General features: G+C 52.6%; 28 protein-coding genes and 1 pseudogene. 16 read left to right on the top strand and 13 right to left on the bottom strand.

Going from position 1 to position 25909, the window contains the following annotated elements; genetic code table 11:
* Positions 1-10: 10 nt before the first annotated feature.
* Together EBC_RS17925 and EBC_RS17920 are read right to left on the bottom strand one after the other, a co-directional pair.
* Positions 11-1705 (bottom strand): sensor histidine kinase, encoded by a 1695-nt coding sequence (locus EBC_RS17925; protein WP_081461042.1) that lies wholly within the window; start codon positions 1703-1705, stop codon positions 11-13.
* Between the two features lie 125 nt (positions 1706-1830).
* Positions 1831-3069: a DUF1479 domain-containing protein gene (locus tag EBC_RS17920; RefSeq protein WP_013203264.1), complete on the bottom strand. Its 1239-nt coding sequence runs from the start codon at positions 3067-3069 to the stop codon at positions 1831-1833.
* Positions 3070-3189: 120 nt separating this feature from the next.
* Here EBC_RS17920 and EBC_RS17915 point away from each other — a divergent pair, with 120 nt between their 5' ends.
* Both EBC_RS17915 and alaC read left to right on the top strand, forming a co-directional pair.
* Positions 3190-3717, top strand: coding sequence for a GNAT family N-acetyltransferase (locus EBC_RS17915; RefSeq protein ID WP_013203263.1), 528 nt, complete (start codon positions 3190-3192; stop codon positions 3715-3717).
* A 118-nt stretch (positions 3718-3835) separates the two neighbouring features.
* Positions 3836-5071 carry an alanine transaminase gene (gene alaC / locus EBC_RS17910; RefSeq protein ID WP_013203262.1) on the top strand — a complete coding sequence of 412 codons (1236 nt, stop codon included), beginning with the start codon at positions 3836-3838 and terminating at the stop codon, positions 5069-5071.
* 51 nt (positions 5072-5122) lie between these two features.
* Here alaC and ypdK read toward each other — a convergent pair whose 3' ends face one another.
* The 3 genes from ypdK to EBC_RS17900 all read right to left on the bottom strand — a co-directional run bounded on the left by ypdK (position 5123) and on the right by EBC_RS17900 (position 8016).
* Positions 5123-5194, bottom strand: coding sequence for a membrane protein YpdK (gene ypdK / locus EBC_RS25840; protein WP_105760737.1), 72 nt, complete (start codon positions 5192-5194; stop codon positions 5123-5125).
* Positions 5195-5381: 187 nt separating this feature from the next.
* Positions 5382-6410: an HlyD family secretion protein gene (locus EBC_RS17905; protein ID WP_013203261.1), complete on the bottom strand. Its 1029-nt coding sequence runs from the start codon at positions 6408-6410 to the stop codon at positions 5382-5384.
* A gap of 4 nt (positions 6411-6414) precedes the next feature.
* The gene (locus tag EBC_RS17900) at positions 6415-8016 is read right to left on the bottom strand and encodes an MFS transporter (RefSeq protein ID WP_013203260.1); all 1602 of its coding nucleotides are present in this window, start codon (positions 8014-8016) and stop codon (positions 6415-6417) included.
* A 167-nt stretch (positions 8017-8183) separates the two neighbouring features.
* Between EBC_RS17900 and EBC_RS17895 the strand changes: the two genes are divergently transcribed.
* The 4 genes from EBC_RS17895 (at position 8184) to EBC_RS17880 (ending at position 10828) form a co-directional block, all read left to right on the top strand.
* Positions 8184-8966, top strand: a complete 783-nt coding sequence (locus EBC_RS17895) for an IclR family transcriptional regulator (RefSeq protein WP_013203259.1) — start codon at positions 8184-8186, stop codon at positions 8964-8966.
* A 12-nt stretch (positions 8967-8978) separates the two neighbouring features.
* Positions 8979-9431, top strand: coding sequence for a universal stress protein (locus tag EBC_RS17890; RefSeq protein WP_013203258.1), 453 nt, complete (start codon positions 8979-8981; stop codon positions 9429-9431).
* A gap of 52 nt (positions 9432-9483) precedes the next feature.
* Positions 9484-10290, top strand: coding sequence for a hypothetical protein (locus EBC_RS17885; RefSeq protein ID WP_013203257.1), 807 nt, complete (start codon positions 9484-9486; stop codon positions 10288-10290).
* A gap of 250 nt (positions 10291-10540) precedes the next feature.
* Positions 10541-10828 carry a putative periplasmic lipoprotein gene (locus tag EBC_RS17880; protein ID WP_013203256.1) on the top strand — a complete coding sequence of 96 codons (288 nt, stop codon included), beginning with the start codon at positions 10541-10543 and terminating at the stop codon, positions 10826-10828.
* A gap of 119 nt (positions 10829-10947) precedes the next feature.
* Here the strand turns inward: EBC_RS17880 and EBC_RS25990 are convergent, their stop codons facing one another.
* Positions 10948-11109 (bottom strand): hypothetical protein, encoded by a 162-nt coding sequence (locus tag EBC_RS25990; RefSeq protein ID WP_013203255.1) that lies wholly within the window; start codon positions 11107-11109, stop codon positions 10948-10950.
* 295 nt (positions 11110-11404) lie between these two features.
* Here EBC_RS25990 and EBC_RS17875 point away from each other — a divergent pair, with 295 nt between their 5' ends.
* On the top strand, positions 11405-12286 hold the full coding sequence (locus EBC_RS17875) for an SMP-30/gluconolactonase/LRE family protein (RefSeq protein ID WP_013203254.1): 882 nt from the start codon (positions 11405-11407) through the stop codon (positions 12284-12286).
* Positions 12287-12342: 56 nt separating this feature from the next.
* Here EBC_RS17875 and EBC_RS17870 read toward each other — a convergent pair whose 3' ends face one another.
* Positions 12343-13569: an L-lactate MFS transporter gene (locus EBC_RS17870; protein WP_013203253.1), complete on the bottom strand. Its 1227-nt coding sequence runs from the start codon at positions 13567-13569 to the stop codon at positions 12343-12345.
* A gap of 191 nt (positions 13570-13760) precedes the next feature.
* On the bottom strand, positions 13761-15011 hold the full coding sequence (locus tag EBC_RS17865; protein ID WP_013203252.1) for a mechanosensitive ion channel family protein: 1251 nt from the start codon (positions 15009-15011) through the stop codon (positions 13761-13763).
* A 327-nt stretch (positions 15012-15338) separates the two neighbouring features.
* On the opposite strand from EBC_RS17865, the gene EBC_RS17860 reads away from it, so the two are divergent.
* A complete protein-coding gene (locus EBC_RS17860) occupies positions 15339-17273 on the top strand; it encodes a methyl-accepting chemotaxis protein (protein ID WP_013203250.1) in 1935 nt (644 codons plus the stop codon).
* A gap of 52 nt (positions 17274-17325) precedes the next feature.
* Here EBC_RS17860 and EBC_RS17855 read toward each other — a convergent pair whose 3' ends face one another.
* Together EBC_RS17855 and EBC_RS17850 are read right to left on the bottom strand one after the other, a co-directional pair.
* Entirely contained in the window at positions 17326-17538 is a 213-nt protein-coding gene (locus EBC_RS17855) for a hypothetical protein (protein WP_013203249.1), read from the bottom strand.
* A gap of 113 nt (positions 17539-17651) precedes the next feature.
* Positions 17652-17972: a hypothetical protein gene (locus EBC_RS17850; protein WP_041692092.1), complete on the bottom strand. Its 321-nt coding sequence runs from the start codon at positions 17970-17972 to the stop codon at positions 17652-17654.
* A gap of 274 nt (positions 17973-18246) precedes the next feature.
* Between EBC_RS17850 and EBC_RS17845 the strand changes: the two genes are divergently transcribed.
* From EBC_RS17845 to EBC_RS25835, 5 genes are all read left to right on the top strand, one after another.
* Positions 18247-18654, top strand: coding sequence for a hypothetical protein (locus tag EBC_RS17845; RefSeq protein WP_041692091.1), 408 nt, complete (start codon positions 18247-18249; stop codon positions 18652-18654).
* Positions 18655-18804: 150 nt separating this feature from the next.
* Positions 18805-19146 (top strand): hypothetical protein, encoded by a 342-nt coding sequence (locus tag EBC_RS17840; protein WP_013203246.1) that lies wholly within the window; start codon positions 18805-18807, stop codon positions 19144-19146.
* A gap of 24 nt (positions 19147-19170) precedes the next feature.
* Positions 19171-19467 (top strand): hypothetical protein, encoded by a 297-nt coding sequence (locus EBC_RS17835; protein WP_013203245.1) that lies wholly within the window; start codon positions 19171-19173, stop codon positions 19465-19467.
* A gap of 440 nt (positions 19468-19907) precedes the next feature.
* Entirely contained in the window at positions 19908-20462 is a 555-nt protein-coding gene (locus EBC_RS17830; RefSeq protein WP_013203244.1) for a hypothetical protein, read from the top strand.
* Complete coding sequence (locus EBC_RS25835; RefSeq protein WP_157868031.1) at positions 20459-20914, top strand: putative T6SS immunity periplasmic lipoprotein; 456 nt, start codon at positions 20459-20461, stop codon at positions 20912-20914. The genes EBC_RS17830 and EBC_RS25835 overlap by 4 nt, the downstream gene beginning before the upstream one ends.
* 91 nt (positions 20915-21005) lie before the next feature.
* Here the strand turns inward: EBC_RS25835 and EBC_RS25830 are convergent, their stop codons facing one another.
* The gene (locus EBC_RS25830; protein WP_157868030.1) at positions 21006-21167 is read right to left on the bottom strand and encodes a hypothetical protein; all 162 of its coding nucleotides are present in this window, start codon (positions 21165-21167) and stop codon (positions 21006-21008) included.
* A 591-nt stretch (positions 21168-21758) separates the two neighbouring features.
* Here EBC_RS25830 and EBC_RS17820 point away from each other — a divergent pair.
* The 3 genes and pseudogenes from EBC_RS17820 (at position 21759) to EBC_RS17810 (ending at position 23882) form a co-directional block, all read left to right on the top strand.
* Positions 21759-22442, top strand: a pseudogene (locus EBC_RS17820) (SOS response-associated peptidase family protein).
* A 114-nt stretch (positions 22443-22556) separates the two neighbouring features.
* Positions 22557-22886, top strand: coding sequence for a colicin transporter (locus EBC_RS17815; RefSeq protein WP_013203239.1), 330 nt, complete (start codon positions 22557-22559; stop codon positions 22884-22886).
* 279 nt (positions 22887-23165) lie between these two features.
* The gene (locus EBC_RS17810) at positions 23166-23882 is read left to right on the top strand and encodes a YoaK family protein (protein WP_013203238.1); all 717 of its coding nucleotides are present in this window, start codon (positions 23166-23168) and stop codon (positions 23880-23882) included.
* 216 nt (positions 23883-24098) lie between these two features.
* Here EBC_RS17810 and EBC_RS25215 read toward each other — a convergent pair whose 3' ends face one another.
* Positions 24099-24302, bottom strand: a complete 204-nt coding sequence (locus tag EBC_RS25215; RefSeq protein WP_013203237.1) for a helix-turn-helix transcriptional regulator — start codon at positions 24300-24302, stop codon at positions 24099-24101.
* An 85-nt stretch (positions 24303-24387) separates the two neighbouring features.
* Positions 24388-25098 (bottom strand): DNA cytosine methyltransferase, encoded by a 711-nt coding sequence (locus EBC_RS24720; RefSeq protein WP_013203235.1) that lies wholly within the window; start codon positions 25096-25098, stop codon positions 24388-24390.
* Positions 25099-25909: the final 811 nt, after the last annotated feature.

Below are 25909 nucleotides of genomic sequence, written 5' to 3'. Positions count from 1 at the left end.
TAGCAGGGCATTACGCCCGTAAAGAGACGCTTTCACTGGCCGGCAGAGCCGTGCCGTTTTTACTGATATAAAAGGCGATTTCGGTGCCCGGATTGCGCCGGTGAATATGCAGACCTTCGCCGTAAAGCAGCTTTACGCGGTGATGAACGTTGAGCAGGCCGATTTTATTGCCGGGCATCTCATTACTTTCTACCCGCGCCATCACTTCTTCGCTAATGCCATTACCGGTATCGCGCACGGCGATGCGGATCCGGTCGCCCTGGTCTTTCAGGCTGATGGTCACCACGCCTTTTCCCCGGCAGGGATGGATGCCATGCACGATGGCGTTCTCAACCAACGGCTGAAGCAGCAGGCTGGGCAGCGCGCAGTTGACGTCTTCATCAATGTCGTAGATTACCGTCAGCTTGTCGCCAAAACGCGCCTGTTCAATGGCGATATAATCCTTAACCTGATACAGCTCTTTCTTGATATCGATGATCTCATCATCGTTCAGCTCAAGGTTATAGCGCAGGTAGCGCGCCAGATTGGTGATCAGCTGCCGCGCGGTATCCGGATTCATGCGGATTGAGGAGGAGATGGCATTCAGCGCATTGAACAGGAAATGCGGGTTGATTTTGCTTTGCAGCGCGCGCAGTTCGGCTTTGTTCGCCATTTCACGTAGCTGCTCGGCGCGGGACACTTCCAGCTGGGTGGAGATAATTTGCGACAGGCCTACCGCCATCTCTTTCAGCGACCAGGTGATGCGGTGCGCATGGCGATAGTAAATTTTCAGCGTGCCGGTGACTTCCCCTTTTTCCCACAGTGGGATCACAATCATCGAGTGAATTTCCGGCGTGCGGTGCGCCTCGTCGTTATTCTTGATGATGATCTCGCCGTTGGCGATCGAACGGGCGGTGGTCGGGCTGATCGCGTCATCACCGTTGTGGTAATTCGCTTCGCCAACGCCGACATAGGCGAGGATCTGGTTTTTGTTGGTGATGGCGACCGCATCGGCATTGATATCATTGCGGATAATGTCGCACACCTGGCGCAGCGACTGGCTGTTGACATGCCGGAACAGCGGCAGGGTTTTGTTGGCAATCTCCAGTGCCAGCTTGGCCTGCCTGGCGGCAATGGCCTCTTTTTCGCCCTCAACGCTCTGGATTAACAGCACAATCAGCCCGATGCTTACCGCGCCGAGGATCATCGGCACCGCGATTTCCGAGACGATTTCAATGCCTAAGGTGGTGGGCTGTGACCAGACGACAATCAGGATCATGGTCAGGGATTCACACAGCATGCCGCCGAGAATGCCCACGCTCCAGCGCTTCTCTTTCACCACTTTCAGGTTGATATAGCCGGAAACCACGCCGGCGATGATGCTGGTGATCAGGCAGGGCACCGAGGTCACGCCATGAACATCGATCAGGAAACGGTGCAGGCCGGCAATCACGCCGGTAACAATCCCAACCCAGGGCCCAAACAGAATGCCGCCGGACATAATCGCGATGGTGCGGACGTTAACCAGCGAGCCATCAACGTTGATGCCGCTCCAGGTACCAAACAGGGCAAATAGCGAAAAGATGGCGGTAACGGCGATCAGTTCCTGGCGTGAATGCTCGTCTTTTTGCAGCAGCTGCCGGAAATGGCGCGTGCGGGTCATGAAGAACAGGCAGATCAGCATCAGCGCGGCGCGGTCCAGCACGGCTAACAGCATTTCAAACATCGAGTGCACGGGCGCCTCGGCGGAGGGAAGAGGGGAAAGGGCTATGATAAGGAAAGCGGGCGGGATGTGCCAGGCATCGGCGCAGTGATTTGCGCCGATGCCTGTCCAGATCACTCTCTGACGGGCTATTTCATCTGGGATTTGCCCAGTTCGGTCAATTCGGCTTCCGTTGCGCGGCCGACAAAGTCCACTTCGAAATCATCGGCGGCAAAGTCCGGCGGCGAGCGGCCCTCAATAAAGGCTGGCCACTGACGCTGCAGGTAGGCTTCATTTTTCGCACACCAGGGCGCGGCAGAAATGTACATCACGTTGCTGTCGAAATCGCCCTGATGTTCATTTTCAACCGAATGAATGACATCGCAGTGCCAGAATACGGTATCGCCGGCTTCCATATCAGGAATTGCGGAAATCCCAGTCAGCAAAAGGGGATGCCATTTTTCACTGATCGAGAGTGCGCGGCCCGGCGCCGCGCCACAGAGATCGTCTTCCGGCACATCATCCTGGATGGCACGCAACAGGATCCACGCCATCACGTTTGCTACCGGCAGCAGGTTCAGCGTACCGCCGTGTTTGCGCTGCGGCGAAAGCGCCGTCCAGCCCTGAAAGGTGCGGAACATTGAGCATACGGCCGGTGACGCAAATTCACGCACCTCGGTACGCATTTCTCCATCGAATGGGTTATATTGCTGCCAGTTGCCGCTGAAAACGTGACGGTAAACGTGGCGGAAATTCTCATCCAGCCAGCGTTCAAGCGAGCCGCCATCAATGTGCGGCGACAGGCCAAGTGACCCCGAGTTCGGTGGCCGGCGACGCGTGCGATCGGCATAGCTGACGATGCGCGCAGGGTCGAAATGCTGCTTGCCGTGACTTTCGGTTTGCCACAGCGTATTCAGGAATACCTGCACCGCGTTCATCCGCGCGTGCTGGCGGGCTTCAACCTGCGGCTTCGACCAGTAGATGCCGTAAATCTGCGGTTTACCCTGTTTGAGATCGCCAAAATAGTTGTCTTCCGCCGCATGCTTAAGGCGCTCGACAAAGTTATTACGGTCAAGGTAGTTACCGACTTCCTGATTCCAGGCCTCGGCCTGTTCCTGTGGAAAAACCCCGTGGATGACGCAACAGCCACGTTGCAGGATCTGCGCTTTTTGCTGGCGGGTGACGCGGTGCTGAAGGATATCCTCGGCATCCAGCTGCGGCACGGGATTTTCACCGCGTTGCTGTTGCGCATTCAGTTCGGCAATTTGCTGGCGGATGTTGGCATCAACTTCAGCAAATACGTCTGCATAGTTCGGCAGTGCCTTGCGCAGCTGACGTTTAATATCCGCAACGGCCTGCGGGATGTTATCAATGTTGAGGGAAGACATGGTGATTCTCCTGTAACACTCTCGTTATGGTTATGTAGGGTTGATGTGAATTACAGCGCTTAAAAGCGGAAATTAAAAGGGGCTAAGTTTGTGCGAGACTTCCCCTTTTGTGAGGGCACTATGCATCTGTTTACCGAACGGCTGGAGCTGAAAGGGTTAAAGCCGGAAGACTGGCAACTTTTCCATCGGGTACATACCGATAAAACCAGCATGGAATTTATCAGCGCCGTGCCGCAGCTGGCCGATATCCGCCAGCGTTTTCACGATCGTCTGGCCCCGTGGCAGGTCACCAGTTTTCATATGCTGTGCCTGACCGTCCGCTTGAAAAGCAGCGGTGAGATCCTTGGGCTGATTGGCGCCAACGCCGAGTGGGCACCGTATCGCCAGGCCGAAGTGGGCTATTCCTTCCTCAACGAGCACTTTGGCCGTGGCTATGGCAGCGAGGCATTAGGCGCGCTGGCGGGCTATCTTTTCGAACACTGTGAGTTTCATAAACTTAAGGCGCAGGTGGTGGAAGGCAACTGGGCCTCGCGGCGGGTGCTGGAGAAAAATGGTTTTATCCTTGAAGGCACCCTACGGGATAATTATCTGTTACGCGGGCAATGGGTGAACGATTGGGTGTTTGGAAAGCTGAAAAGCGACGCCTGAAAATATTTTATCCCGCCTCTCGACAGGGCAGCGGACTCTACGTTATGTTCGTTGTTCGACCAGTTTCTGGTCAGCGTCGCTCGGATGGTCCGGGCGCTAACGTAAATCAGAGGTATCTATGGCTGACAACAGCTCACCACGCCGTTTTTCCCGCATTGAACGTCTTCCCCCTTACGTGTTTAACATCACGGCCGAACTGAAAATGGCCGCACGCCGTCGTGGCGAAGACATCATCGATTTTAGTATGGGCAACCCCGATGGCCCTACGCCGCCGCATATCGTGGAAAAACTCTGTGCTGTCGCTCAGCGTGACGATACTCACGGCTACTCTACCTCGCGCGGTATTCCGCGCCTGCGTCGGGCCATTTCACACTGGTATAAAGACCGCTATCAGGTGGATATCGATCCCGAGTCTGAAGCGATTGTCACCATCGGCTCAAAAGAGGGCCTGGCGCATCTGATGCTGGCCACGCTGGATCACGGTGATACCGTGCTGGTGCCGAACCCAAGCTATCCGATTCATATTTACGGTGCGGTGATTGCCGGCGCGCAGGTGCGTTCCGTGCCGCTGGTGGCGGGCGTCGACTTCTTTACCGAGCTGGAGCGGGCGATCCGTGAAAGCTATCCAAAGCCGAAAATGATGATCCTCGGCTTCCCGTCTAACCCAACCGCGCAGTGCGTTGAGTTAGATTTCTTCGAGCGCGTGATTGCGCTGGCGAAGCAATACAACATTCTGGTGATCCACGATTTGGCCTATGCCGACATCGTCTATGACGGCTGGAAAGCTCCGTCGATTATGGAAGTGCCGGGCGCGCGTGATGTCGCCGTTGAGTTCTTCACCCTGTCGAAAAGCTACAACATGGCCGGCTGGCGTATTGGCTTTATGGTTGGCAACAAAGAGCTGGTGGCGGCACTGGCGCGAATCAAAAGCTATCACGATTACGGCACCTTTACTCCGCTTCAGGTCGCCGCCATTGCGGCGCTGGAAGGCGATCAGCAATGCGTGAAGGACATTGCCGAGCAGTATAAACGTCGTCGTGATGTGCTGGTGAAAGGGCTGCATGAAGCGGGCTGGATGGTCGAAATCCCGAAAGCCTCGATGTACGTCTGGGCGAAAATCCCCGATCATTACGCACAGATGGGCTCGCTGGAGTTCGCCAAGCATATGCTGCAGGAAGCCAAGGTTTGCGTCTCGCCGGGCATTGGTTTTGGTGATTACGGTGATACCCACGTGCGCTTTGCGTTGATTGAAAACAGCGACCGTATTCGTCAGGCGGTGAGAGGCATTAAATCGATGTTCCGCGCGGATGGCATTTTGCCAGGCGCAACGAAGCTGAACGAAGAAGAAGCGTAAGGACTGGGGTCAGGCCGTGTGGCCTGACCCGCTTAATCAGCCCTGGCAGGGTTAAACCATCAGATAGAAGGTGCCAACCCAAAGTAGCAGGATAAAAGAGATCCCCATCAAAGCATATTTCACCGCAAAACTCCTCTGAGCGCCTACGTCTGGGGCGATCCCGGGCCTGCGTAACGCGAACAGATACGATACGGCAGACAGTTACGCCCTACCGTATCAGGTAGCCATAAGAAGCTTATGGCAGGATCGTTCGCTAATTTACCCGCTCTGTTTCGCAAAATAAAGCCGATTGTGCTATGAATCGTTGCGATTACGGCGTCCCGATGGACGGGATCACCGACATCCCCACCCGCAAACGCGCCACATCGGCCTGGCCCGGTTCAAACACAATCTTCACCGGCAGGCGTTGCACCACCTTGGTGTAGTTACCCGTGGCATTATCAGCCGTGATTGCCGCGAAGGTGGAACCGGTGGCCGGAGCAATACTGTCGACATGCCCGCGTAACGTCACGCCCGGCAGCGCATCAACCTCAACGGAAACCGGCTGGCCTGGCTTGACGTCGGTCAGCTGAGTTTCGAGGAAATTCGCCACAACGTAGGTCTGGTGCAAGGGAACCACCGCCAGCAGGCGGGTTCCGGCGGCCACCCACGCGCCCTGACGGACCGAGCGTTGACCCACTGAGCCATCAATCGGCGCCCTAATGGTGGTGTACGACAGGTTCAGGCGCGCCTGATCGACACTGGCGGTTGACGCGGCGATATCGGCTTCAGCCTGTTTGATACTGGCCTGCAAAATACCCACCTGCTTGCGTGAGGCGAGGGCAGCGGCCTGACTCTGACGCAGCTGAGCCGAGGCTTCACGCATTGAGGCGTTGGTTTTCTGCTGCTCGTCGGCGGTGGTGGTGCCGCTTTTTAGCAGGCGGCGATAACGCTCGGCATTCTGTCCGGCATAGTTCAGCGTTGCTTCACTTGAGCTGACCGCCGCATCATTCTGCGCAATGGTCGCCTGCTGCTGATCGAGCTGCGCCTGAACGCTGGTGAGCTTGGCCTGGCTGACCTGCAGGTTGGCTTCTGCGGTTTCCAGCGCGACGCGGTAATCGCGGTCATCGATAGTCGCCAGCAGGGCACCGGCCTTAACCGCCTGGTTATCGCTGACGTTAACGGTGCGGATATACCCCGATACTTTTGGCGCAACCAGCGTGTAATCCGCGGTCACCACGGCGTCATCAGTGCGTGACTGGTGGCGATTCATTGCTGTCCAGACAAAAAACACGATGCCCAGCAGGATCGCTAACAGCAGCACTAACATTAAGGTTCTTTTGGCAGGTGTGAAGCTCATATTATTATCTCGTTGCTTTTGCGGCTTGTTGTAAAAGGGTTTGCGGCGGATAAACACGCTTGGGTAGCCAGGCGGTCAACAGCACCATCAACAGGGCAAAACCAATGATCAGCAGATAGGCATCGCTGATGCTAAGGATCACCGCCTGATGCTTGAGCAGCGTGGCGAAGTGGCTCAGGTTTTCTGTTGTGCTGGCGCTGCCATCCGGCAATAACGGCGTCAGGCTGCTGGCACTGGCAGAGGTGTCCGCGGTCATCAGCCACGGACGATTGCCCAGGTTATCGACCAGCGTATGCGAGTGAAACTTCTCGCGGTGGGTAAGGAAATTCTCCACCAGACAGCTGGCCGCCACGCTGGAAAAACCGCGCACGGTGTTAAACATGGCCGAGGCAAAAGGCCCTTCCGGTGGCAGAACCACGCTGGTGGCGCTCATCAATACCGGCAGGATCAGCATCGGCTGGGCGAAGGCTTGCAGCAGTTGGATCAGCCAGAAGTTCTGTCGCGCCCAGTCGTCAGTCAACTGCATGCCCATCAGGCAGGAGATGATCATCAACGCCGCGCCGCAGGCCAGCATCCAGCGGCAGTCTATCCAGCGCCGGTTGAGTAACGCTGCCATAAAGGGCGCAATGATCAGCTGTGGCAAACCGATGGTCAGGGCCAGCGGCGCAAACTGCACCGTGCGGAATCCACTGACCTGACCGAAGTACCCCGACGGCAGAGCAGAGCCGGACAGCGACACCATCAGCACGCCCGCCAGCACCAGCAAGCCATGGGTCAGATTCCGGCGCTCCAGCATCTGCAACTTAAACAGCGGCAGCGGGTGATACCACTCGTTGATAAGGAAGACGATCAGCAAGGCAAAGGCGCTGAGCATCATGCCGCTAATCAGCGGCGAGGCAAACCAGTCAAGGCGTTCGCCCTGGCTCAGCGACAGGATTAACAGCGCAATACCGCTGGTGCCGGTCAACATGCCGAACAAATCGATCTGTTTAAAACGCTCAAAGCGGGTGGGATCCTGCGGAATCCCCCAGCCAATTAACAGGTTGGCGATCAGGATCAGCGGGATCACCTGCCAGAAGACGAACTGCCAGCCGACCGAATCGGTCCAGAACGCCGCCAGCGACGCGGCAATGTTGGGGCCGAAGGTGGCGGTTAAGGCATAGGCAGCCAGACCATAAAGCTTGATCGGCGGCGGCAGAAAACGCAGTGCCACGGTCATCAGCATCGGCGGCAGCGCGCCACCAAAAATCCCCTGGATCACGCGTAACGCGATAAATAAAGAAGGCGTGGGTGCGAAAGGCTGCAATAAACCCACCAGCGCAAAGCCGGTTGCGACGGTCAGGGTAAAGCGCCGCAGTGAAAACGTCACCGCAAACCAGGGAGCGATCATCATCGCGGCGACTTCTGCCGCCTGATACACCGAAGTGATCCAGCTGGCCTGGTCATAGCTGAAGCCAATGGCTGCCCGCACATCGGCCAGCGCCAGGTCAGTGACGCGGTCGTTTAATCCTGAGGTCAACGCAGCGATCAGTACACCCACCAGTCCCAACGCCAGACGTAGAGTAAACGGGTGGGGAGCAGGCGGCGCTGCTGGTTGAGCAGTCATAGCAGGGGCTCCGTCAGGAAGGAAATAAAATTACGATGCACTGTATTGCATTGTGGTACATTTGCCGCAGAGTTTACAGTGTGAATGGGTGTATTGCAATGCGATACAGCCTGCCTCGAACGGTAAATAAGTGCTAAAGTATCGTCATCAAGCAAGGAGCAACGCGTATGTCTGACCCTATTACACAGCGTGAGGATGAGCGCACTGGGGGGATCCAGGTGATCTCTCGTGCGGCGAAAATATTGGATGCGTTGGGCAACCGTCCCGACGGCATGAGCCTGGGCGAAATCGCTCAGGCGGTGGATTTACCCCGTTCAACCGTGCAACGCATCGTCGCGGCGCTGGATTCGGTGCAGCTGGTACGCAGTCCCGGCGCGGGTGGCGTCCGGCTTGGGCCGGCATTGCTTCGGCTCATTGCCACGCTGCATACCGACGTGGTGGCGATTGCTCAGCCCTGGCTGCAGGCGCTGTGCGATGCCACCGGTGAAACGGTTTCTCTGGCGCGTGCCAGCGGATTGCAGCTGGCGATCGTGCATTATGTGGTGGCCGATCGTGAGCTGCGCGTGGTTCCGCGCATCGGCCTGAATCTGCCGTTGTACAGCACCTCCGGTGGCAAAGCGCTGCTGGCGCTGGACAGCGATGAACAGGCTCGCGCCGTCGTCGGCGATGCCTATGAAGCCATTACCGATCTGACCGTTAAGGCGTTTCCTGAACTGATTGAACGCCTTAAGGAGATCCGCCGCACCGGTCTTTCTTACGATCGGGGCGAGACGCTGGAAGGGATCTCCACCATGGCGGTGGCGATCGATACCATTCTGGGCCGTTTTTCCATCAGCTTGCTGGTTCCGTCTACCCGTTTTCAGAAGCACGAGGCGCTCTACCGTACAGAGATCCTTAAATGCAAAGAGGCGCTGGTGGATGAGATAGGCAAAGCGGCCTTACGTGACTGACAGGAGAGGGAAATGAAAACGCTTTTAGTCGCCGTTGATAATTCCGCTATAGCCCGCAAGGTGGTGGCACTGGCCACTGAACAGGCGCAGGCTTTGCAGGCCAACGTTGTGGTGCTGTGCTGTATCGATGCCAGCTATGCCAGCACCACCGGCACCTACCTTATCGAGGCCGGGGAAGACCCGAATGATTTCGGTTGCGCGCTGGATGAGCAAAACACCGCTGAAGCCGCGGTGCGTCAGGCACTGGCGGAACTGCAGCGCGCCGGCATCGCCTCCACCGGGCGTGTGGTGGCCGGTGAGTCTGCGGAAACCATCGTCGCGCAGGCCAACGAACTCGCTGCTGCGATGATCATTATGGGCCGCCGTCATCTTTCCTCTTTTAACCGTCTGCTGAAGGGCTCTGTCAGTGCTGCCGTGATCGAGCGCGCCAGCTGCCCGGTGCTGGTGGATGTTCGGCTAGATTAACTCCGCCTATTGGGCCGCGCATCGCGGCCCGCCTCTACAGGTATTTACTGTCATGTCCCAGGCTACACTCATCTCCTTTATTAGCGGCCTGCTGGTCGTTTTATTTCTCGCGTGGTTGTCAAAGCGGGGTTCCCTCAGTAAAGCCAAAGCGGTTTTGCTGGCCTTTATGCTGCTGTTTGCCGGTAACCTTTATTACTTTGGTTTTGTGGCACCGCAACAGCAGCAGGAAGCCCGTCTGGCTGCGGCAGAGCAACGTCTGGCGACGCTGCCGGTCTACCGCACCATCAAAGATCAGCAGCCGGCACTTTACCAGACGTTGGATCAGGAATTTATTCGCGCCTTACGTGAAGGCAACAGCGAGCAACAGGCGCTGGAACGGTTACGTCCGATGCTGTCAGACCTGCTGAATCAGCGCATCAGCTATGCCGGCGATCGGCAACTACATGATTATATGGCCGTAGCGCTGGAAGAAATGAAAGTCATCAGGCAGAAGGACAGTGCACTCTGTTTCAAATACCTTTTCCCTCAGGTGGAAGGTGGCGTTAACACCGCAGAAATATTACCCAAGGCGCTGATCGACAAAGAGATGGCCAGCATTGATGATTTCCTGCTGCACAGCCACGGCGCACAGCAGCAGGTCGATGTGGCGAAGGGCCGTGCCGCTCTGCAAACCATCGTGCGTTCGCTATACGGCAAGTGGGGCAGCGATCTGCAAACGCTTAACTCCCCGGCCGAAGCGGGTTCTGATAAAGGTAAACTCTGCGATATGACCATTGACCTTTATCAGTCGGTTCTGGCACTTCCGGTTAATAATTCTGCAGACGTTTTACGTATTATTCTCGACGGTAACGCGAATTAAGCGCAAAAAAAAGCCCGCTCGCCGCGGGCATAACACATTGTTATTGTAAGTCATTCATGGTGTTGGCAGACATTAAAATATGTCTGTACGGATAATCGCATCCCTTTCCAGATAGCGCCAGACGGCTTCCTGAATCGATTCAATTGGTAAAACAATGCATTTGCACGGTAAAGAAACTGCAAATGCGGGATTTTCCGATGGCGTCAGGAAAGTCGGCTGTTATCATGCCGCACCGAACGAAGGAGCTAAAATGAAGAAGTTAGTGACTGGCGCCGTTGCGCTGGCTGTATTTGTATTAGCCGGTTGTACTTCCAGCAAGCCAGGGGCATTTGAAAAAGTTGATGAAGATCCTGCGGTAAATACTGTGCAGTATCGTTTTAATCCGTCCACCGTCAATAAGATGGCGATGCAAGAGGATGTGGAACGCTACTGTACAGAACGCGGGTTTGATAAAGTGGAACCGATTAAACCGCAGGAAAGTCGGGTACCTGGATTAATGAACGCCTGGTATCAGTGTAATTACAGCATTAAAAGCTAAAACGAAAAAAGGGCGGGGAAAATTCCCGCCCAATATTTTTTTCAACGATCTTATTATATTGCCGTGTGCAGGCTTTGCCCGCTTGAGGATGAGTTACCTCACCCTCTTAGAATTTCTGCTTACCAGCCCCGATGCGGGCCATTTCCGTGGTGATAGCCGCCATGATACCCGTTATGATAACCGCCGCCGTGATGTCCGCCACGATATCCATCATGCACGATACAACCGTTCAACATCAGCATTACGCCCAGAACCGAGACAACTTTAATGAGTTTTTTCATTGTGAATGCTCCTTCACTTTTTCAATGACTACAACTTTACTTGAGAAAAGTGGAGGAATAATGCCGGTTGTGTAGAGTTATTTAATCAGGTATTTCCAGATATTTCAAATTTCAGTTTAATAATCGCGGCGTAATATTCATAAATAAGATAAGACCTAAAATAAGCCGTTTCCATCCGGAATGCTCTTAATTTAGCGCCAGCGACGAATAAACCTTAATACGAATCAATTTCACCTCAGGCCGCCACCGACATCAAATATGCAGTAGACTTAGGCAGACTGACTAAGGAGAAACTATGAGTTATCAGGTAGAAAACGTGCTGTCGGCGCAGGCTGAACTGGGTGAGTGTCCGGTCTGGTCTGTCAGGGAACAGGTCCTCTATTTTGTCGATATTCTGGCGCCTGCTTTGCACCGGTTCGATCCACAAAGTGGTAAGCATCAGGTTTTCCCTGTAGCTGAGGACATTGGCTGCTTTGGCCTGAATGCTCAGGGTGGATTTGTTGCCGCATTACGCAGCGGCGTCTGCATGCTGGATGATCACGGGCATATTACTCAGCGCATCGCGCCAAATCCGGGTGATGCGGAACGCAGCCGTTTTAATGATGGCCGCGTCGATCGCCACGGTCGTTTCTGGTGTGGCAGCCTGTGGGAACCGCAGGATCGCAACGGCGGCAAGCTATGCCGTCTGGATGAACACCTGACGCTGACGGTGCAGGCTGAAGATATCAAAATCTCCAACGGGCTGGCTTTCTCACCAGACAGTCGCTGGATGTATCAGACCGATACGCCAAACGGCGTGCTCTGGCGTTATCCGATGGATGAACAGGGCGAAATCGGCCCACGCGAAGTGCTGCAACGCTTTGTGCAGGAAGAGGGCGGTTTGCCTGATGGTGCCGCCGTCGACAGTGAAGGCTTCTACTGGGCAGCAATGTTTGATGGTTCCCGGGTGATCCGTCTCGATCCCGCTGATGGACGCATTGTGGATGAGATCCCGTTGCCGGTTCGCTGGCCGACCATGGTGGCATTCGGCGGGGAGGATCTGAAGACGCTGTATATCACCAGTTCACGCGAAGACCGCACCGCAGAAGAGCTGGCACGCTATCCTCAGTCTGGCGATGTGTTTGCGGTAAGAGTGGCGGTGGCGGGAATTGCCGAGCCGCTATTTCAGGCGAAATAATCCGGGAAGGGACATATCAACGGTGTATGAATGGGGCGAATTATCGCCCCATTTTTTTACGCGTGCTGCAGGACCTTTTTCTCTTCTTCCGCACGGTGCGGTAAGCGAATGGTGGCAGACATAATCAGCGAAATCACCAGCAGGGCCATAATCAGGCTGAAGGTGATGGTGAAGCCGCCAAACAGCGAAGCAATCAACGACCCCAATACGCTACCGATACCAAAGCCCAGATAAATCAGCCCGTAGTTTTTGGTCAGATTGTTCAGGCCGAAGAAGTCGCTGACCAGCGAGGGGTAAACGGTAATGGTGCCGCCAAAGCTGAAGGCCACGCAGGCGATAGAGATAAAAAAGGTGGTTTCATTCATCTGGGTAAACAGCAGGATGCTCATGCCCGCCAGCGAGACCACCTGCGCCAGAGTAATCACCCGGATACGGGCCATCTTGTCGGACATCACGCCGAGGATCAGTCGTCCACTCAGATTAGCAATGGCGATAATGGTCACCGCATTGGCCGCCGTTTGCGTCGACAGATGCACCAGGCCTTCGCCAATATCTTTCGCCACGCCAATCACATACAGGCCGCTCATGCAGGCGGTCAGAAACATCAATGCCAGCATCCAGTACTGCGGCAAACGCACCGCTTCGGCCAGAGAGAAATCGCGGGCTTTACTGTGACTTCCCTGCGCTGCAGCAGATTGTTTCGGCGCTTCCTTCATAAACAGTGCGCCGGTGACAATCAGCGCCATCGCCAGCAGACCCCAAATCAGGAAGGTATTTTCCAGACTGTAGACGCTGAGCAGGTAGCCGCAGATAAATTTAAAGCCGAGGCTGCCCAGGCCGTAAGCCCCAATGGCACAGGCGGAAATCAGCCCTTTGCGTTCCGGGAACCACTTCACACAGTTCGACAGGGTCATCAGATACCCGGCGCCATCCGCCAGTCCCACCAGCACGCCCGCGCTCAGATACAGCATAAACAGGTTGCTGGAGTGCGCCGTCAGATAAAAACCAATCGCCATCAACACGCCCGCACCGATGGTGACGTTGCGCACGCCAAAACGCTCCTGCAGCTTGCCGGCCAGGGAAGAGGCAATCGCCAGCCCCAGGCTCAGCAAGCCAAAGGAGAACGCCACCTGGCTGACCGGGGCATCCAGCTTATGCGACAACTGACCATTAAACAGGCTCCAGGTATAAACGGAGCCCAGCGCGAACTGGGTAATGATGGTGCCGAACAGGGTTAACCAGCGGGTACGGTTAACGCTTGTGCTGACGGGCTGTGTGCTCATGGAAAGCTCCCGGGGGAAAGTTTAAGAGAATGAGCAGATGATAAGCCGGGACTTCGCGCGCGGGGAGAATAGGGCATGAACTGCCGTCAGAGCGGAATGAAATGCCTGTTAGCGGGTATGAATGGCATGGCGAAATACACAGCGGGCGTTGGCGGACGGGCTTTTCAGCATCCCGTCCGCCGGTTCAGCCCTTATTCCGCGGGGGAAAAGCGCATATTGCGCATATCATTGCCGGTCGGCGTCTGGTGCACGCGCAGGCCGAATTCAGGCAGCAGCGCAAAGATGTGGTCAAAGATATCTGACTGGATCTTCTCGTACTCCAGCCAGACCGTGGTGTTGGTGAAGACATAAATCTCAATCGGCAGGCCTTCAGAACCCGGCGCCAGCTGGCGAACCATCAGCGTCATATCTTTGTGGATCTGGGGATGAGACTTCAACCAGGCTTCGAGCCAGGCGCGGAAGGTGCCAATATTGGTCATATGCCGGCCATTCAGTGGCGTAGTGAGGTCGCAGCCCAGGCTGGCATTGTGGTTAGCGACTTCAGCGACCTTGCCGTCGAGATACGGCGTCAGCAGCTGCGCGCGATTCATCCGGGCGATCTCTTCATCTGACAGAAAATGAATGCTGGTGGCATCAATATTCAGGCTGCGCTTGATGCGGCGGCCACCGGATTCGGACATGCCGCGCCAGTTCTTAAACGAGTCAGAAATCAGTGCGTAGGTTGGAATGGTGGTGATGGTTTTATCCCAGTTGCGCACTTTCACCGTGGTCAGCCCGATATCAATCACGTCGCCATCCGCGCCGTATTTTGGCATATCCAGCCAGTCACCCATTTTCAGCATATTGTTGGCCGAAAGCTGAATGCCGGCGACCAGGCCGAGGATCGGATCCTTAAACACCAGCATCAGTACGGCGGTCATCGCACCCAGACCGGTCAACAGCACCAGCGGGGATTTGCCAATCAGGAGCGAGATCACCATCAGCCCAATCAACAGGGTGGCGATCAGTTTGATGCTCTGAAAAATGCCGCGTAACGGCAGCTGGCCGGCAAAGCTGCTGTTATCGGAGAGCTCCAGCAGCACGTCCAGCAGCGAGTAAAGGATCAGCAGGGTGAAGATCATCAGCCAGACCTGACTGGCGATCATCAGCACGGAGTAAATCGGCTCGTCGCCCTTCAGGAACACCTCAAGCTGGATTTGCAGCAGCACGCCCTGCATCAGCAGCGCGAAACGGCTGAACAGCTTTTTATCAATGATGGATTTTGGCCACAGGTGTGAGGATCGGTCGGCAAACCGACGCAGGAATGGCAGCACCGCGCGGTGCAGTAAGCCATGCACAATCAATGAGATGATGGCAATCAGGGCGATGATGGCGAAGAGCGCAATCAGGGGCGCGTAGGGCAGGTCGAAGGCGGTCAGCCATCCGGTTATTAAAAGTTGCATGTGGCTATTATCCCTTCAGGTGAAGCTGTCCAGAGTGCAGTTTCAGTCAAAAAATATCGTTCAGGCGGGCCTTTGGGCTCATCCGAACCCCAGCCACCCGGCCTTTGACAGCGCAGACGTTCCGCTGCCAGCCGTTATTATCAATTAAGCGCGGCGATGAATGAAGGGTAAATCCGATCCTTTACCTGCGCTGACATACTCTGTTTAAGGTTTTCTCGCGGCAGGCCGATAACCCGGGGATGTGATGGTTAACAATCACGCTGTGTCATCTCTTACGCCACCCTTTCTCTCAGTTATCACGACTTCTTTACTATGAAGGAAATCACTATGCCGGGGATCCCAGTTCGTCTGTCAGGGAAATTGACACTAGGCGGCATTTCGATGCTGCTACTCATCACATTAATTGTTTATCTTGCCATCTCGCTGCGCGGCCAACCGAGGGTGATCGAAGCCAGTAACAGTCTGATCCAGCAGACCGGCGAAAACATTGTTGGCCAGCTGAATCAGCAGTTGATCCGCATTGAAGGCGAAGTCGTCAGCATGGCGCGTCTGGCGGAAGTGCTGCCCCATCAGGACGATTTATTCAAAAGCGTGCTGCCGCAGATTATCGACAGCAAAGGTGACAAAAGCATTGCCGGTGGCGGCATCTGGCCGGAACCGAATGCCTTTACCGAGGGGGTTGCCCGTCGCAGCTTCTTCTGGTCACGCGGCGCCAACGGCACGCTGGATTACTCCGACGGCTACAACGATCCTGCCGGTGCGGGTTACCACAATGAAAGTTGGTACACCTCAACTAAAGCGGCATCGCGCAGCAAGTGTAACTGGTCCGAAGTGTACCAGGACCCGGTTTCCAACGTGAATATGGTCACCTGTAGCGTGCCTTACAGCGCGGGCGACAGGTTTGCCGGCGTGGCAACCTTTGACGTGCTTTTGGATAACCTGTCTGGCTTTATGGCCAAGAATGGCAACCTGACCGGCGGCTATGCCTTCGCGTTGGACCAGTCCGGTAACGTGCTGTATTTCCCCGGCAGTAAAGACAAAGCGTTGAAGAAATTCAGCGCGCTGGCGGATGAGCAGAAGTGGCTGGCGCCGGTGGTAAAAGGCCTTGCGACGGCAGCCCATCAGCCGGGAACCACCACGCTGAATAATTTGCAGGATGATTACCTGCATACCCGTGCTCAGGTCACGCTGTTTAAGATGCCGGATACCGGCTGGGTGATCGGCCTGGTCACGCCGGAAGCAAACGTGACCGCGTTGGCCAGAAATATCATGCAGGATATCTTCGTGGTGCTGATCCCGGCGCTGCTGGTTCTGCTGGCGGGTGCCTGGTTATTTGCACGCGGGCTGACCACGCGTCTGGAATCCACGCGTGCCGCGCTGGATGAGATTGCCAATGGCGATGGGGATTTAACCCGTCGTCTGGATGCTTCCGGCAAGGATGAGATCGCGGAAATTGCCGTATCGTTTAACCAGTTTGTCGACAAGATTGCCGGCGTTATCACTAATGTGCAGGCCAGCGGCATCAACGTGGCTGCCAATGCCACCTTCCTGGCAGAGGGCAATCAGGCTCTGTCGGCGAAGATTGGCGATCAGGCCGCTGCATTGGAGCAGAGTGCCGCTGCGATGGAGCAGCTCAACGCCACCGTGCAGCAGAATGCCGAGAACACCCGCCTGGCAGATGCCTTCACCGAGCAGACGGCGCAGATTGCCCGCAGCAGCAGCGAAGTAATGCATAAAGTGATTGATACCATGGCGACCATCAAAACCTCTTCCAGCCGCGTCGGCGAGATCCTGAGTGTGATTGATGGCATTGCTTTCCAGACCAATATTCTGGCGCTGAACGCTGCGGTTGAAGCCGCCAGGGCCGGTGAGCAGGGCCGTGGATTTGCGGTAGTGGCCGCCGAAGTCCGCGCGCTGGCACAGCGAAGCGCTAATGCGGCGCAGGAGATCAAAACCTTGATCAGCCAGTCGGATACCACGGTGCTGGCAGGCAGTAAACTGGTGGAAGGTGCAGGCGAACAGCTGGAAGGTTTGGTGAACGACGTGCTGAAAGTGAAGCAGGTGGTTGGTGAAATCCGCGTTGCGGGCGATGAGCAGAGTAAAGGCATTGGTGAAGTGACGCTGGCCGTCTCGCAGATGGAGCGCAGCATTCAGCAGAACCTGCTGTTGGTCAATCAGAACGCGGAAAACACCCAGGCACTACGGGCAGAGGCTTCACAGCTGGCTCAGGACATCTCTTCGTTTAAGGTGGCTACCTCGTAACGGCCGGATGTTAATGCAAAAACCCGGTCCAGATGCTGGACCGGGTTTTTTATTACTTCTGAATATAGCTGCGGATAGCGTCAGCGATGGCTTTATTCGCGTGGCGATCGTCGCGATGTTCCGCGTCCTCGGCCACTTTCATCAGGTATTTATTCAGTTTGCCGCCGGTCGGCACGTTGCCATAGGCAATCAGCATCTGCACGATATGCCTGAGGGCAACGACTTCAACGGTGAGGCGCTCAACGATAGGATCTTTTTCTGACATAGGGTACTCCGCCATGATTCGGTATTTATTTTCCATCAGCTTAGGGCAGGGAGTAAAAATCAATCAATGGAATACACTGGCATAACGGTGGCTAATCAAATCGGGCGAACGCATCAGGACAGGTGCAATACCGCACCGGGCATTTTCAGGAAGTTAAACAGGTCGGCCGCAGCGCAATGGGAAAGATCTTTCTGCACGCTGGCATTGCTGTAATTCATCAGGGTGATCCGTTTTAACTGATGCCAGACCAGGATAGCCGATACCGCCAGCGAACAGGTTTCGTCACTCTGCTGGCAGAGCAAAGTGTAATGCCACTCTTCATCGAGTTCATTGGAGAAGAACTGCATCGACTCGGGTGGGATCAGCGCTTTCAGATCGGGCAGCAAAACATCACTCACACGGTGGGCCATACGCAGGGTAAAAGTGGTAGGCATTCAGTGCATCTCCTTATTCAGATGACTGGAGTTTACCCTGTTAATTTGTCTTAATGCGACGTTTTTTAAAATATTATTGAATGAGAATTAATTGATTCAATTGAGGTCGCGCTTTTTTCACTTCAAAGAGGATAATGGTAAATATAATTATTGATTCACACCATGGTCAGGCGTTAATATATCGACCCTCAACATAATACTCTTGCAGATAACCTTATTTTTATCTGGCCGTTTTGCGTGCTTTCAGGAAATTCGTTAATAAAAGGGCAGGGAAATGAAAAAGTTGGTTTTGGCCTTAGCAGTGTTAACTTTGGCAGGCTGTGCAAGGCCTTATGGTCCTGCAGATAAAATTTTGGATAATCAGATTGTTACCCCATCTTCATCCGGTCAGCAGACCAAGGTCACCATCACCCGGCAGAAGCAGTTTATTGGCAGCATGAGTGGTGGGATATGTAGGTTTGTTATTACCGTTGATAATACTGAAGTGGCTTTATTGCGTCAGAACCAATTTGTGACGACCTATTTGAAAAACGGGCCGCATAAATTACGCGTCAGTAACGATTGTAGTGTGCTGACGATGGGAATGAGAAAAACGTTGGATATTACCGCAGACGGTACCGATCAGGAATATGTCGCCGAGGTGGGTTTCTGGGGACAATATCGCATGTGGCGCACCAAATAGAATTTCAACACCAGGGCGACAGATCTCTTTCGCCCTGTCATCAGTTATACTGACGGCCTGAACGGTAAAGTATGCATTGCAGTGATGCACACTTTACCCTGGTTAGCAGGTCCACTTCCTGCCTCCGCTTCAACAGGTCATGCCTCCGTTATGATAAAAACATCCCTGCTTCTCTCCACGCTAATGCTGTGCCTTTCACCAGCAATGGCGGCAATGCAATGCGGTCCTTTTCATTTAGATCGCCACCAGGACGGTAGCGTTTACGTCAATAACACCAAGCCCACCCAGCAGAAAGTCACTTTTACCGGTGATAAAGGGGATTACGATAATGTGAAAATCCATCTGCGGGTTAAGAACACCAAGGCACCGGGTATGCTGGATATGGACCAGGCTGTTCAGCACGGCAAGGCGACATTGAACGTGCAGGTGGTGCGAACCAGCGCCAGCCAGATCCGCATCAGCGGTTCCTACGACTGTGAAAAAGTCGGATAGCCCTTCAGTTTGACGAGAATATTGATGAGAAAAATACTGACTGTGTTGGCCATTGTTCTGTTTCTTTCCGGCTGCACCTCTTCAACCGGCAAGGATTTCGATGATGCCAAGCTGAGCAAAATCCAGTACGGCCAAACCAGCCGCCAGGATCTGATTTCACTGTTCGGCCAGCCGACCACGGAAACACCATACCCGGAGAATCATCTGCTGATGATGTGGAGCTACAGCCAGGCGAAAGCCGGCAGTACCACTGAAGGCAAAACGCTAACGGTGCAACTCGATGGCGGCAAGGTTAAAAGCTACACGGTGAGTAAGACCTGAGGGAAGGGGTAGGCTGGGGACATGTGTATGCATATGCACAGACCCCCACGCTTATCCGGGAAGAATAATTCTTAGGGCCATCGTTTTAGCTTGGGCCATTAATCTGTTTTCATCCACGCCCCGAGAAAACACTGCGGGGTTATTATGCTTCATTAAACAAACCGCCGATAAATAATAAGTAGCTTAATAATATTGGCTAAATGAGATTTTTAGGAAGTAAAAGCTGTATTAAATTAACGTTTATCATCTTGATAAACTTTCTCTTTTTTTTAACTTCCTTCAGCAATCTACGCCAATGCTTAAGAATATTCTCATATAGAAATCGTCAAGCTTCATTCTTATTTATTGCTTCATGTGATTTAGATAATATATATTCGTGCAGTACGAAAAGGGAAATTGTGGTCATGGAAAATATCCGTACCATCTTACATGGAGTCGACATGGATAGTGTAGAGACAGCTAATGAGAAAGCTATCAAAGAGGGTAGCCTACGTCTTATGAGCTCAGGAGAAATACAACTCGCTAAAAGGGTGTTTGGTGACAGGATCTCTTACAACAAAGTCTGGATCCATCATGATAGCTATTTACCGTTTAGCCTCCAGCATGAGCATGCTGTCATGACTCCTCACGGGGAGATCTATTACCGGACTCAGTTATACAAGGATGACTATTCAAAAACGTCCTCCACTGAGCAGCACACTTTCATTCATGAACTCAGTCATGTCTGGCAACGCGAACGAGGGATGTGTGTAATCTGCCGGGGGCTGGCAAGCTGGATTGTGTCTTATCGCTACAGGCTTGATGGCAGACTACTCTGCGAGTACCCGATGGAGCAGCAGGCACAAATTATTGCGGATAATTTTATTCTTAGCTCATGGGGATACGAGTCATTTTTATGGCTTTATGGAAATGAAGTTGTAACGCTTGACGGTGATTTACGACTTTCTGAAATTGAGTCGAGTTATAAAAGTGCTTTACGAGGATTCCCTTGGTGAGAAATTTATCACTTAAAAATTCCGTTATTATATTGATGTTATCTGGCAGTTCTTTTGTACTTACTGGCTGCCCTGGTATTGGAGACAGAGGGCGGCATGATGAAACAATACCAGCCGTCCGTAACGGAAAAGATATTTGTTTTCCAGTTACTCACTCAAAGGGATATGTACCTACTTATCTGTCGATCAATTTGAGGGACACTCCACCAAAAGCTCAGCGCAATCGAATCGTAGGTGACATAAATTTTTTAAATGACAAATTATGTCTCTCTCCTGCTGAATTTGAACCAGCAGAGAACAAAGAATATATCGTAAAGTTTATTCTGAAAAAAACGACGGGGGATGATTCAATCAGAAGTTTTGTTGTTGGCGTTAAAGTTTCGGGTGGACATGTTGAAGGTTTTCCTTTAAACGAATCTGAAATCTCAAGAATGCAAAAAACAAATGATTAAAACTTTTTTCGATTAACGATAGGTTTGCGAAGTTTCACTCTGATTCTAAGAGATAGATTAAATTGAGTCAGCGTTTGTCATAAATAAGGGATTATTGCTGAATTTGGTATGCTTTTAACAAGTAGGAAAACGGTAAAATGATGTTAACGGCAGACACTTGATTCATCATGCAGGGGGGGTATTTGAATGGTTTTGCTTTTTGGAAGGGGCCGTCTTTGATGCGGTCTTCAAAGGCTTTCGCTGCTTCAGTCATGCAATTTGCCTTTGCTTTTTTGCCCACAAGAACATCCCATGGTCGTATCGACAGTCCTTTCCAGTTCTTTAAGCTCAGCGGCCTGGTCTGTTAGGTCTGCATGCTTGAGGGGGCTCCTTATTTTTAAGCATAAAAAAAACCGCTTCATTGAGCGGTTTCGTGGTTTCGTTTTGCGATGACTTTCCTTCGTATCTCAATCATCCTGATATAGAAATCATGAAGTTCACCGTACTGACTCGTCTGTATATTTGGGGATAGTGACTCCCGCTCTTTCATCCAGATGTTTACATTTTTGGAGCATTTTTTGAATGCTTCGTCCACGATTGTAACTGCTGATCTATTTGATGGGATTTCAGGGAGAACATTGTCATTGAGGCATCTTACGAGTGGTGGCTCATATTCTCGCTCTGCCAGAGCACTGGATGCCATAAAAATCAAACAAACTACTAGCCACTTCAATCATTAATCCTTGTAAAATACGTTCATCCTAAGTAAATGTTTCATCGACATCCCACTTGAAACCTTTAGTACTATAAGTCGTCAAGCTGACCACTTAACCTGCATGCTCTACCCTTGAAAAAGGAGGTGCCTATGTGCGGACGATTCACGCAGTACAGAACACGCGAAGAATACCTGAAAGAGTTTGCCGACGAAACAGAGCAGGATATTTCCTACGACCCTGAACCGATCGGCCGGTATAACGTGGCGCCCGGTACAAACGTCCTGGTGCTAAACCAGCGCGATGATTCCCTTCATCTTGACCCGGTTCACTGGGGCTACGGGCCCGAATGGTGGGACAAAGCACCGCTGATTAATGCCAGGATAGAGACCGCAGCCACCGGCCGCATGTTCAAGCCGCTGTGGAACAACGGGCGCGCTATCGTCATGGCCGACGGCTGGTACGAATGGAAGCGTGACGGCAGCAAGAAACAGCCTTACTTTATCTACCACAAATCCGGTAAGCCCATCTTCTTCGCGGCGATCGGCAAAGCTCCCTACGATAAGCAGAACGCGAACTAAGGATTTGTGATCGTCACTGCGGCTAGCGATAAAGGTCTGGTTGATATACACGACCGCCGGCCGCTGGTTCTGAGCACATCCGCAGTACTGGCCTGGCTGAATCCCGATACCACTTCTGAGCAGGCGCAGGACATCGCTAAAGAGCAATCCATTCCCTCAGACGAATTCACCTGGCATCCTGTTTTGAAGACGGTGGGGAATGTTAAGAATCAGGGGAGTGACTTGGTAAATGACATTGGCAATCCGGACTCGTGATGAAACTCGATGGGTGAGTTTATCCTGCACTTGCCGTAATTTTATCCGTTAATGCTCAATAATAATTGAAAAATAGTGGTTATAGGGTTAACGACCTGTACTGAGGAGAGAATTATGGCTGGTCAGAATTTTGAACGTCATGTGTTATATGATACAGGAGCTGACTTTTTTGAATTGAATGGCAATAGCACCATGAAATTTACGCCTAAAGGTGCAAAGGAGCTGTGCGAAGAAGCAACAAAAAGGAACATTTTCATAGGTCGTATTGAATGTGGCAACTGGAGTGTGTCAGGGTTTTGCCCAGATGGCAATATGACCTGGGACAGCAAATCCGACCTCGTGGCCGCAGGCAAAATTAAAGAGAATAATGATCTTGCTATTGAGAACATTAATGAAGATGCATCCGAAGGTTATAACGCTTTTCTCTTCACTCTGCCTTACTGAACACTACAATGCAGCCCCGGATCGGCACAACTTTGAGAAAGATGTCGAAGAATTTCAAAAAGTGTTTGTAATGTACTGAAGTAGAAACTTAAAGTGCCTCCGAGCGGTTTTTTAAGCCCAAGGTACATTTGCGGGTGCGCCTTATGAAGCGATCTATGTGACGCGAAAATGAAAAGAGTTGTACAAACTCGCCGTACTGTCTTTGTCTGGCTGGTCATCTTGTCACTGATGAAAAATGAGCGGATCATGTGTCTACCCCAGGTGAACACGGCAGGTTCCATGTTAATTAGCACTGAGAATTCGCGAAGTCATGTTGCAGATACACAACTCGCTTGTACGCTCGCCGCCGTTGCCGGAGCCCTGAACACCGCAGCATTTGAAGCTGTCGGTTTTTTCTCTGCCAACATGACGGGAAACGTCTCTTCACTGTCAGATCATCTTGCCAAAGCAAACCTGGCACCAGCTATTTTCTTTCTGTCGATTGTCAGCATTTTCATTGCCGGTTCTGCATTCTCGACAATTGTTATCAATTCAGGTCGCAGAAAGAAAATGCGTACGGTATACGCCATTAATATTTTTATAGAGGGTGTCGGGCTTGTCGTGCTCGGTATTGTTGAGAGCTATCTCACGCCAGTTTCCCCCGGCGTGTTACTTATCTTAAGCCTGAGCTTTTTAATGGGCTTACAAAATGCTGTCGTCACGAGAATATCTAACGCGCGTGTAAGAACAACGCATGTATCAGGCACATCTACGGATATCGGTATAGAGCTGGCCTTGCTCTTCGACGTGCTCAGGCGAAAGGAATCACCTAAGGACGCTCCGCTTTATCTTGAGAGACTCAGGCTGCACTCATTCACCTTGCTGTCATTTCTGGCCGGCGGGATCGCAGGAATAGGGTTGTTCCATTCACTTGGATATGCGTTCCTGATACTGATAGGTGTTGGTCTGATATTTCTGGCGCTGCATAACATGCTAAAGAGGCATAAAAACTCATAATAACTTTTCACCGCCTGCCTCTTTTCCGCTGAGGTAAACGGCTAAAAAAACAATGCGTAAAATGATTTAAGGGGAGGTTGATTGACTTGGGATTTGCGAACTAAAGCGGAGGGTAGCGAACGGTCAGATGGTGTCCCCTGCAGACACCTAATTCATCACGCAGGAGGTTGTATTTGAATGGTTTTATTTAGTGGAAGAATATTTTTACCCGCGCATTTACCCATCTGGGTTATTCAGAAGCTTAGATTTGAATGCGCAGTGGTCACTGTAAAGCCATCTTGCCCGGCCATGAATGATTTTGCTTTTTGGAAGGGTGCCGTCTTTGATGCGGTCATAAATGAATGTCTTGCCGAAACCAGTATCAGCCATGATGAATTTGAGATCAACAAGCGAGTCTGGTTGAAACTGATGCTGATGCATAGTTGTTTCCTCGTTCAGAGTATTTTGAATATCGCCCAGGCGGCGATCACGAATGCTATTGCGATGAGAACATGGGGAAGGGTGATCACTTCAGGATGCTGAATGCTGTTGCTGCCACTCGCGGAACTTGTCCATTTCCAAGGGCTTTAATTCGGTCCACCCGATGGGCCATCCCATTAGCCACTCTTGCCAGTTCGGGTTCAGCAGGCCACCAACCTGGTCGTTCAGGTTTCTGGACCTCTTCGGATCCTTCCATCTGGCAATTGAACCCGATCGGTAATCCCGGGCTTGTGGTGTCGCGAACATTTCTCCCGACCAACCAAAGTCGGTCTCTTTTATGAGGCGCACCAAATTCTTTTGCTGAAACACGACTCCACTGACAATCATACCCATTTTTGGCAAGGTCACTGATGACCAGGGCAAGTCCTTTTCCGATAAGGAGGGGTGAGTTCTCCACGAATACGAATGAAGGTCGTATCTCACCAATGATTCTTGCCATCTCTGACCACAACCCTGACCTGCTACCTTCGATTCCTGCGCCACGTCCAGCCGAGCTAATGTCCTGGCAGGGAAAGCCGCCAGAAACGATGTCAACAATGCCTCTCCATGGCTTTCCATCAAAACTGCAGATGTCAGACCAAATCGGGAATGGTCGCAAGCATCTATCGTTTTGTCGTTGCGCCAGAACTTGTGCGGCGTAGGCATCACGTTCAACTGCGCAAACTGTCCTCCATCCAAGGAGGTGCCCGCCGAGTATTCCTCCGCCAGCGCCTGCGAAAAGAGCCAGCTCATTCATCGCGTCCTCTCATGACTTCATCTCCTATCCACCACAGCCCAGCCGCTGATACACGCAATTCAGCCATAGCCATGCCCGCCCGCGATGTTGTGCAGGTATCAGGGTTTCAATGCGCTTGGCGTGTTTATCGAGTATCTGACGGTAGGTGAGGGTGTTTGATGTGTTGGTGTATTCTTTAACTGCAGCTCGGGCTGTGCTGTTGATCGCGTTCTGAGACTCCGGCGACATAGCGCATCCTCACGCTACAAGGCGTTGTTTGGCCGCCCACTGATTAAGCTCATCATCTTTCCTGCACTCCGGGCAGCAGTAGCTCGCACCCGGCTGAGATGGCTCCCCACAATCGCCATTGCGGCAAATGGGTGACGGCGGTTCCGGCTTCTTCCTGTTAGCCAAAGCGATAGTCCTTTCCAGTTCTTCAAGCTCAGCGGCCTGGTCTGTTATGTCTGCATGCATGGGATGACTCCTGAAATTTAGGTGTAAAAAAACCGCCTCAGTGGGCGGCTTGTTAGCGGTATATTAACTGTTGGTTGGTCGAGGCTTTCTTTCGGAAACCACCTTTGCAACCCTGCTAATTTGAACCCCATCATTAGAAGCAACGTTGTATTGCTTGCCACCAACTTCAGCCTGGAAAACATCAAATAGCTCCAGTTTGATTGGTTGCACTTCATCGCTCTTATTAAAGGTGCATGGGTAAGGTAAGATGGGTAATTCTGTGCAAAAGTGCTCAAGCGTTAAAATGCTCCCATCATGTCCAGCCCCGAAAATAATGTAATCGTGCTTTATTGACCCTCCAGAGAGATAAGTTATCTAC

The sequence above is a fragment of the Erwinia billingiae Eb661 genome (assembly GCF_000196615.1).
Classification (GTDB): domain Bacteria; phylum Pseudomonadota; class Gammaproteobacteria; order Enterobacterales; family Enterobacteriaceae; genus Erwinia; species Erwinia billingiae.
The sequence above is the reverse complement of the archived record's forward strand: the minus strand, read 5'-3'. Positions and strand labels throughout refer to the sequence as shown.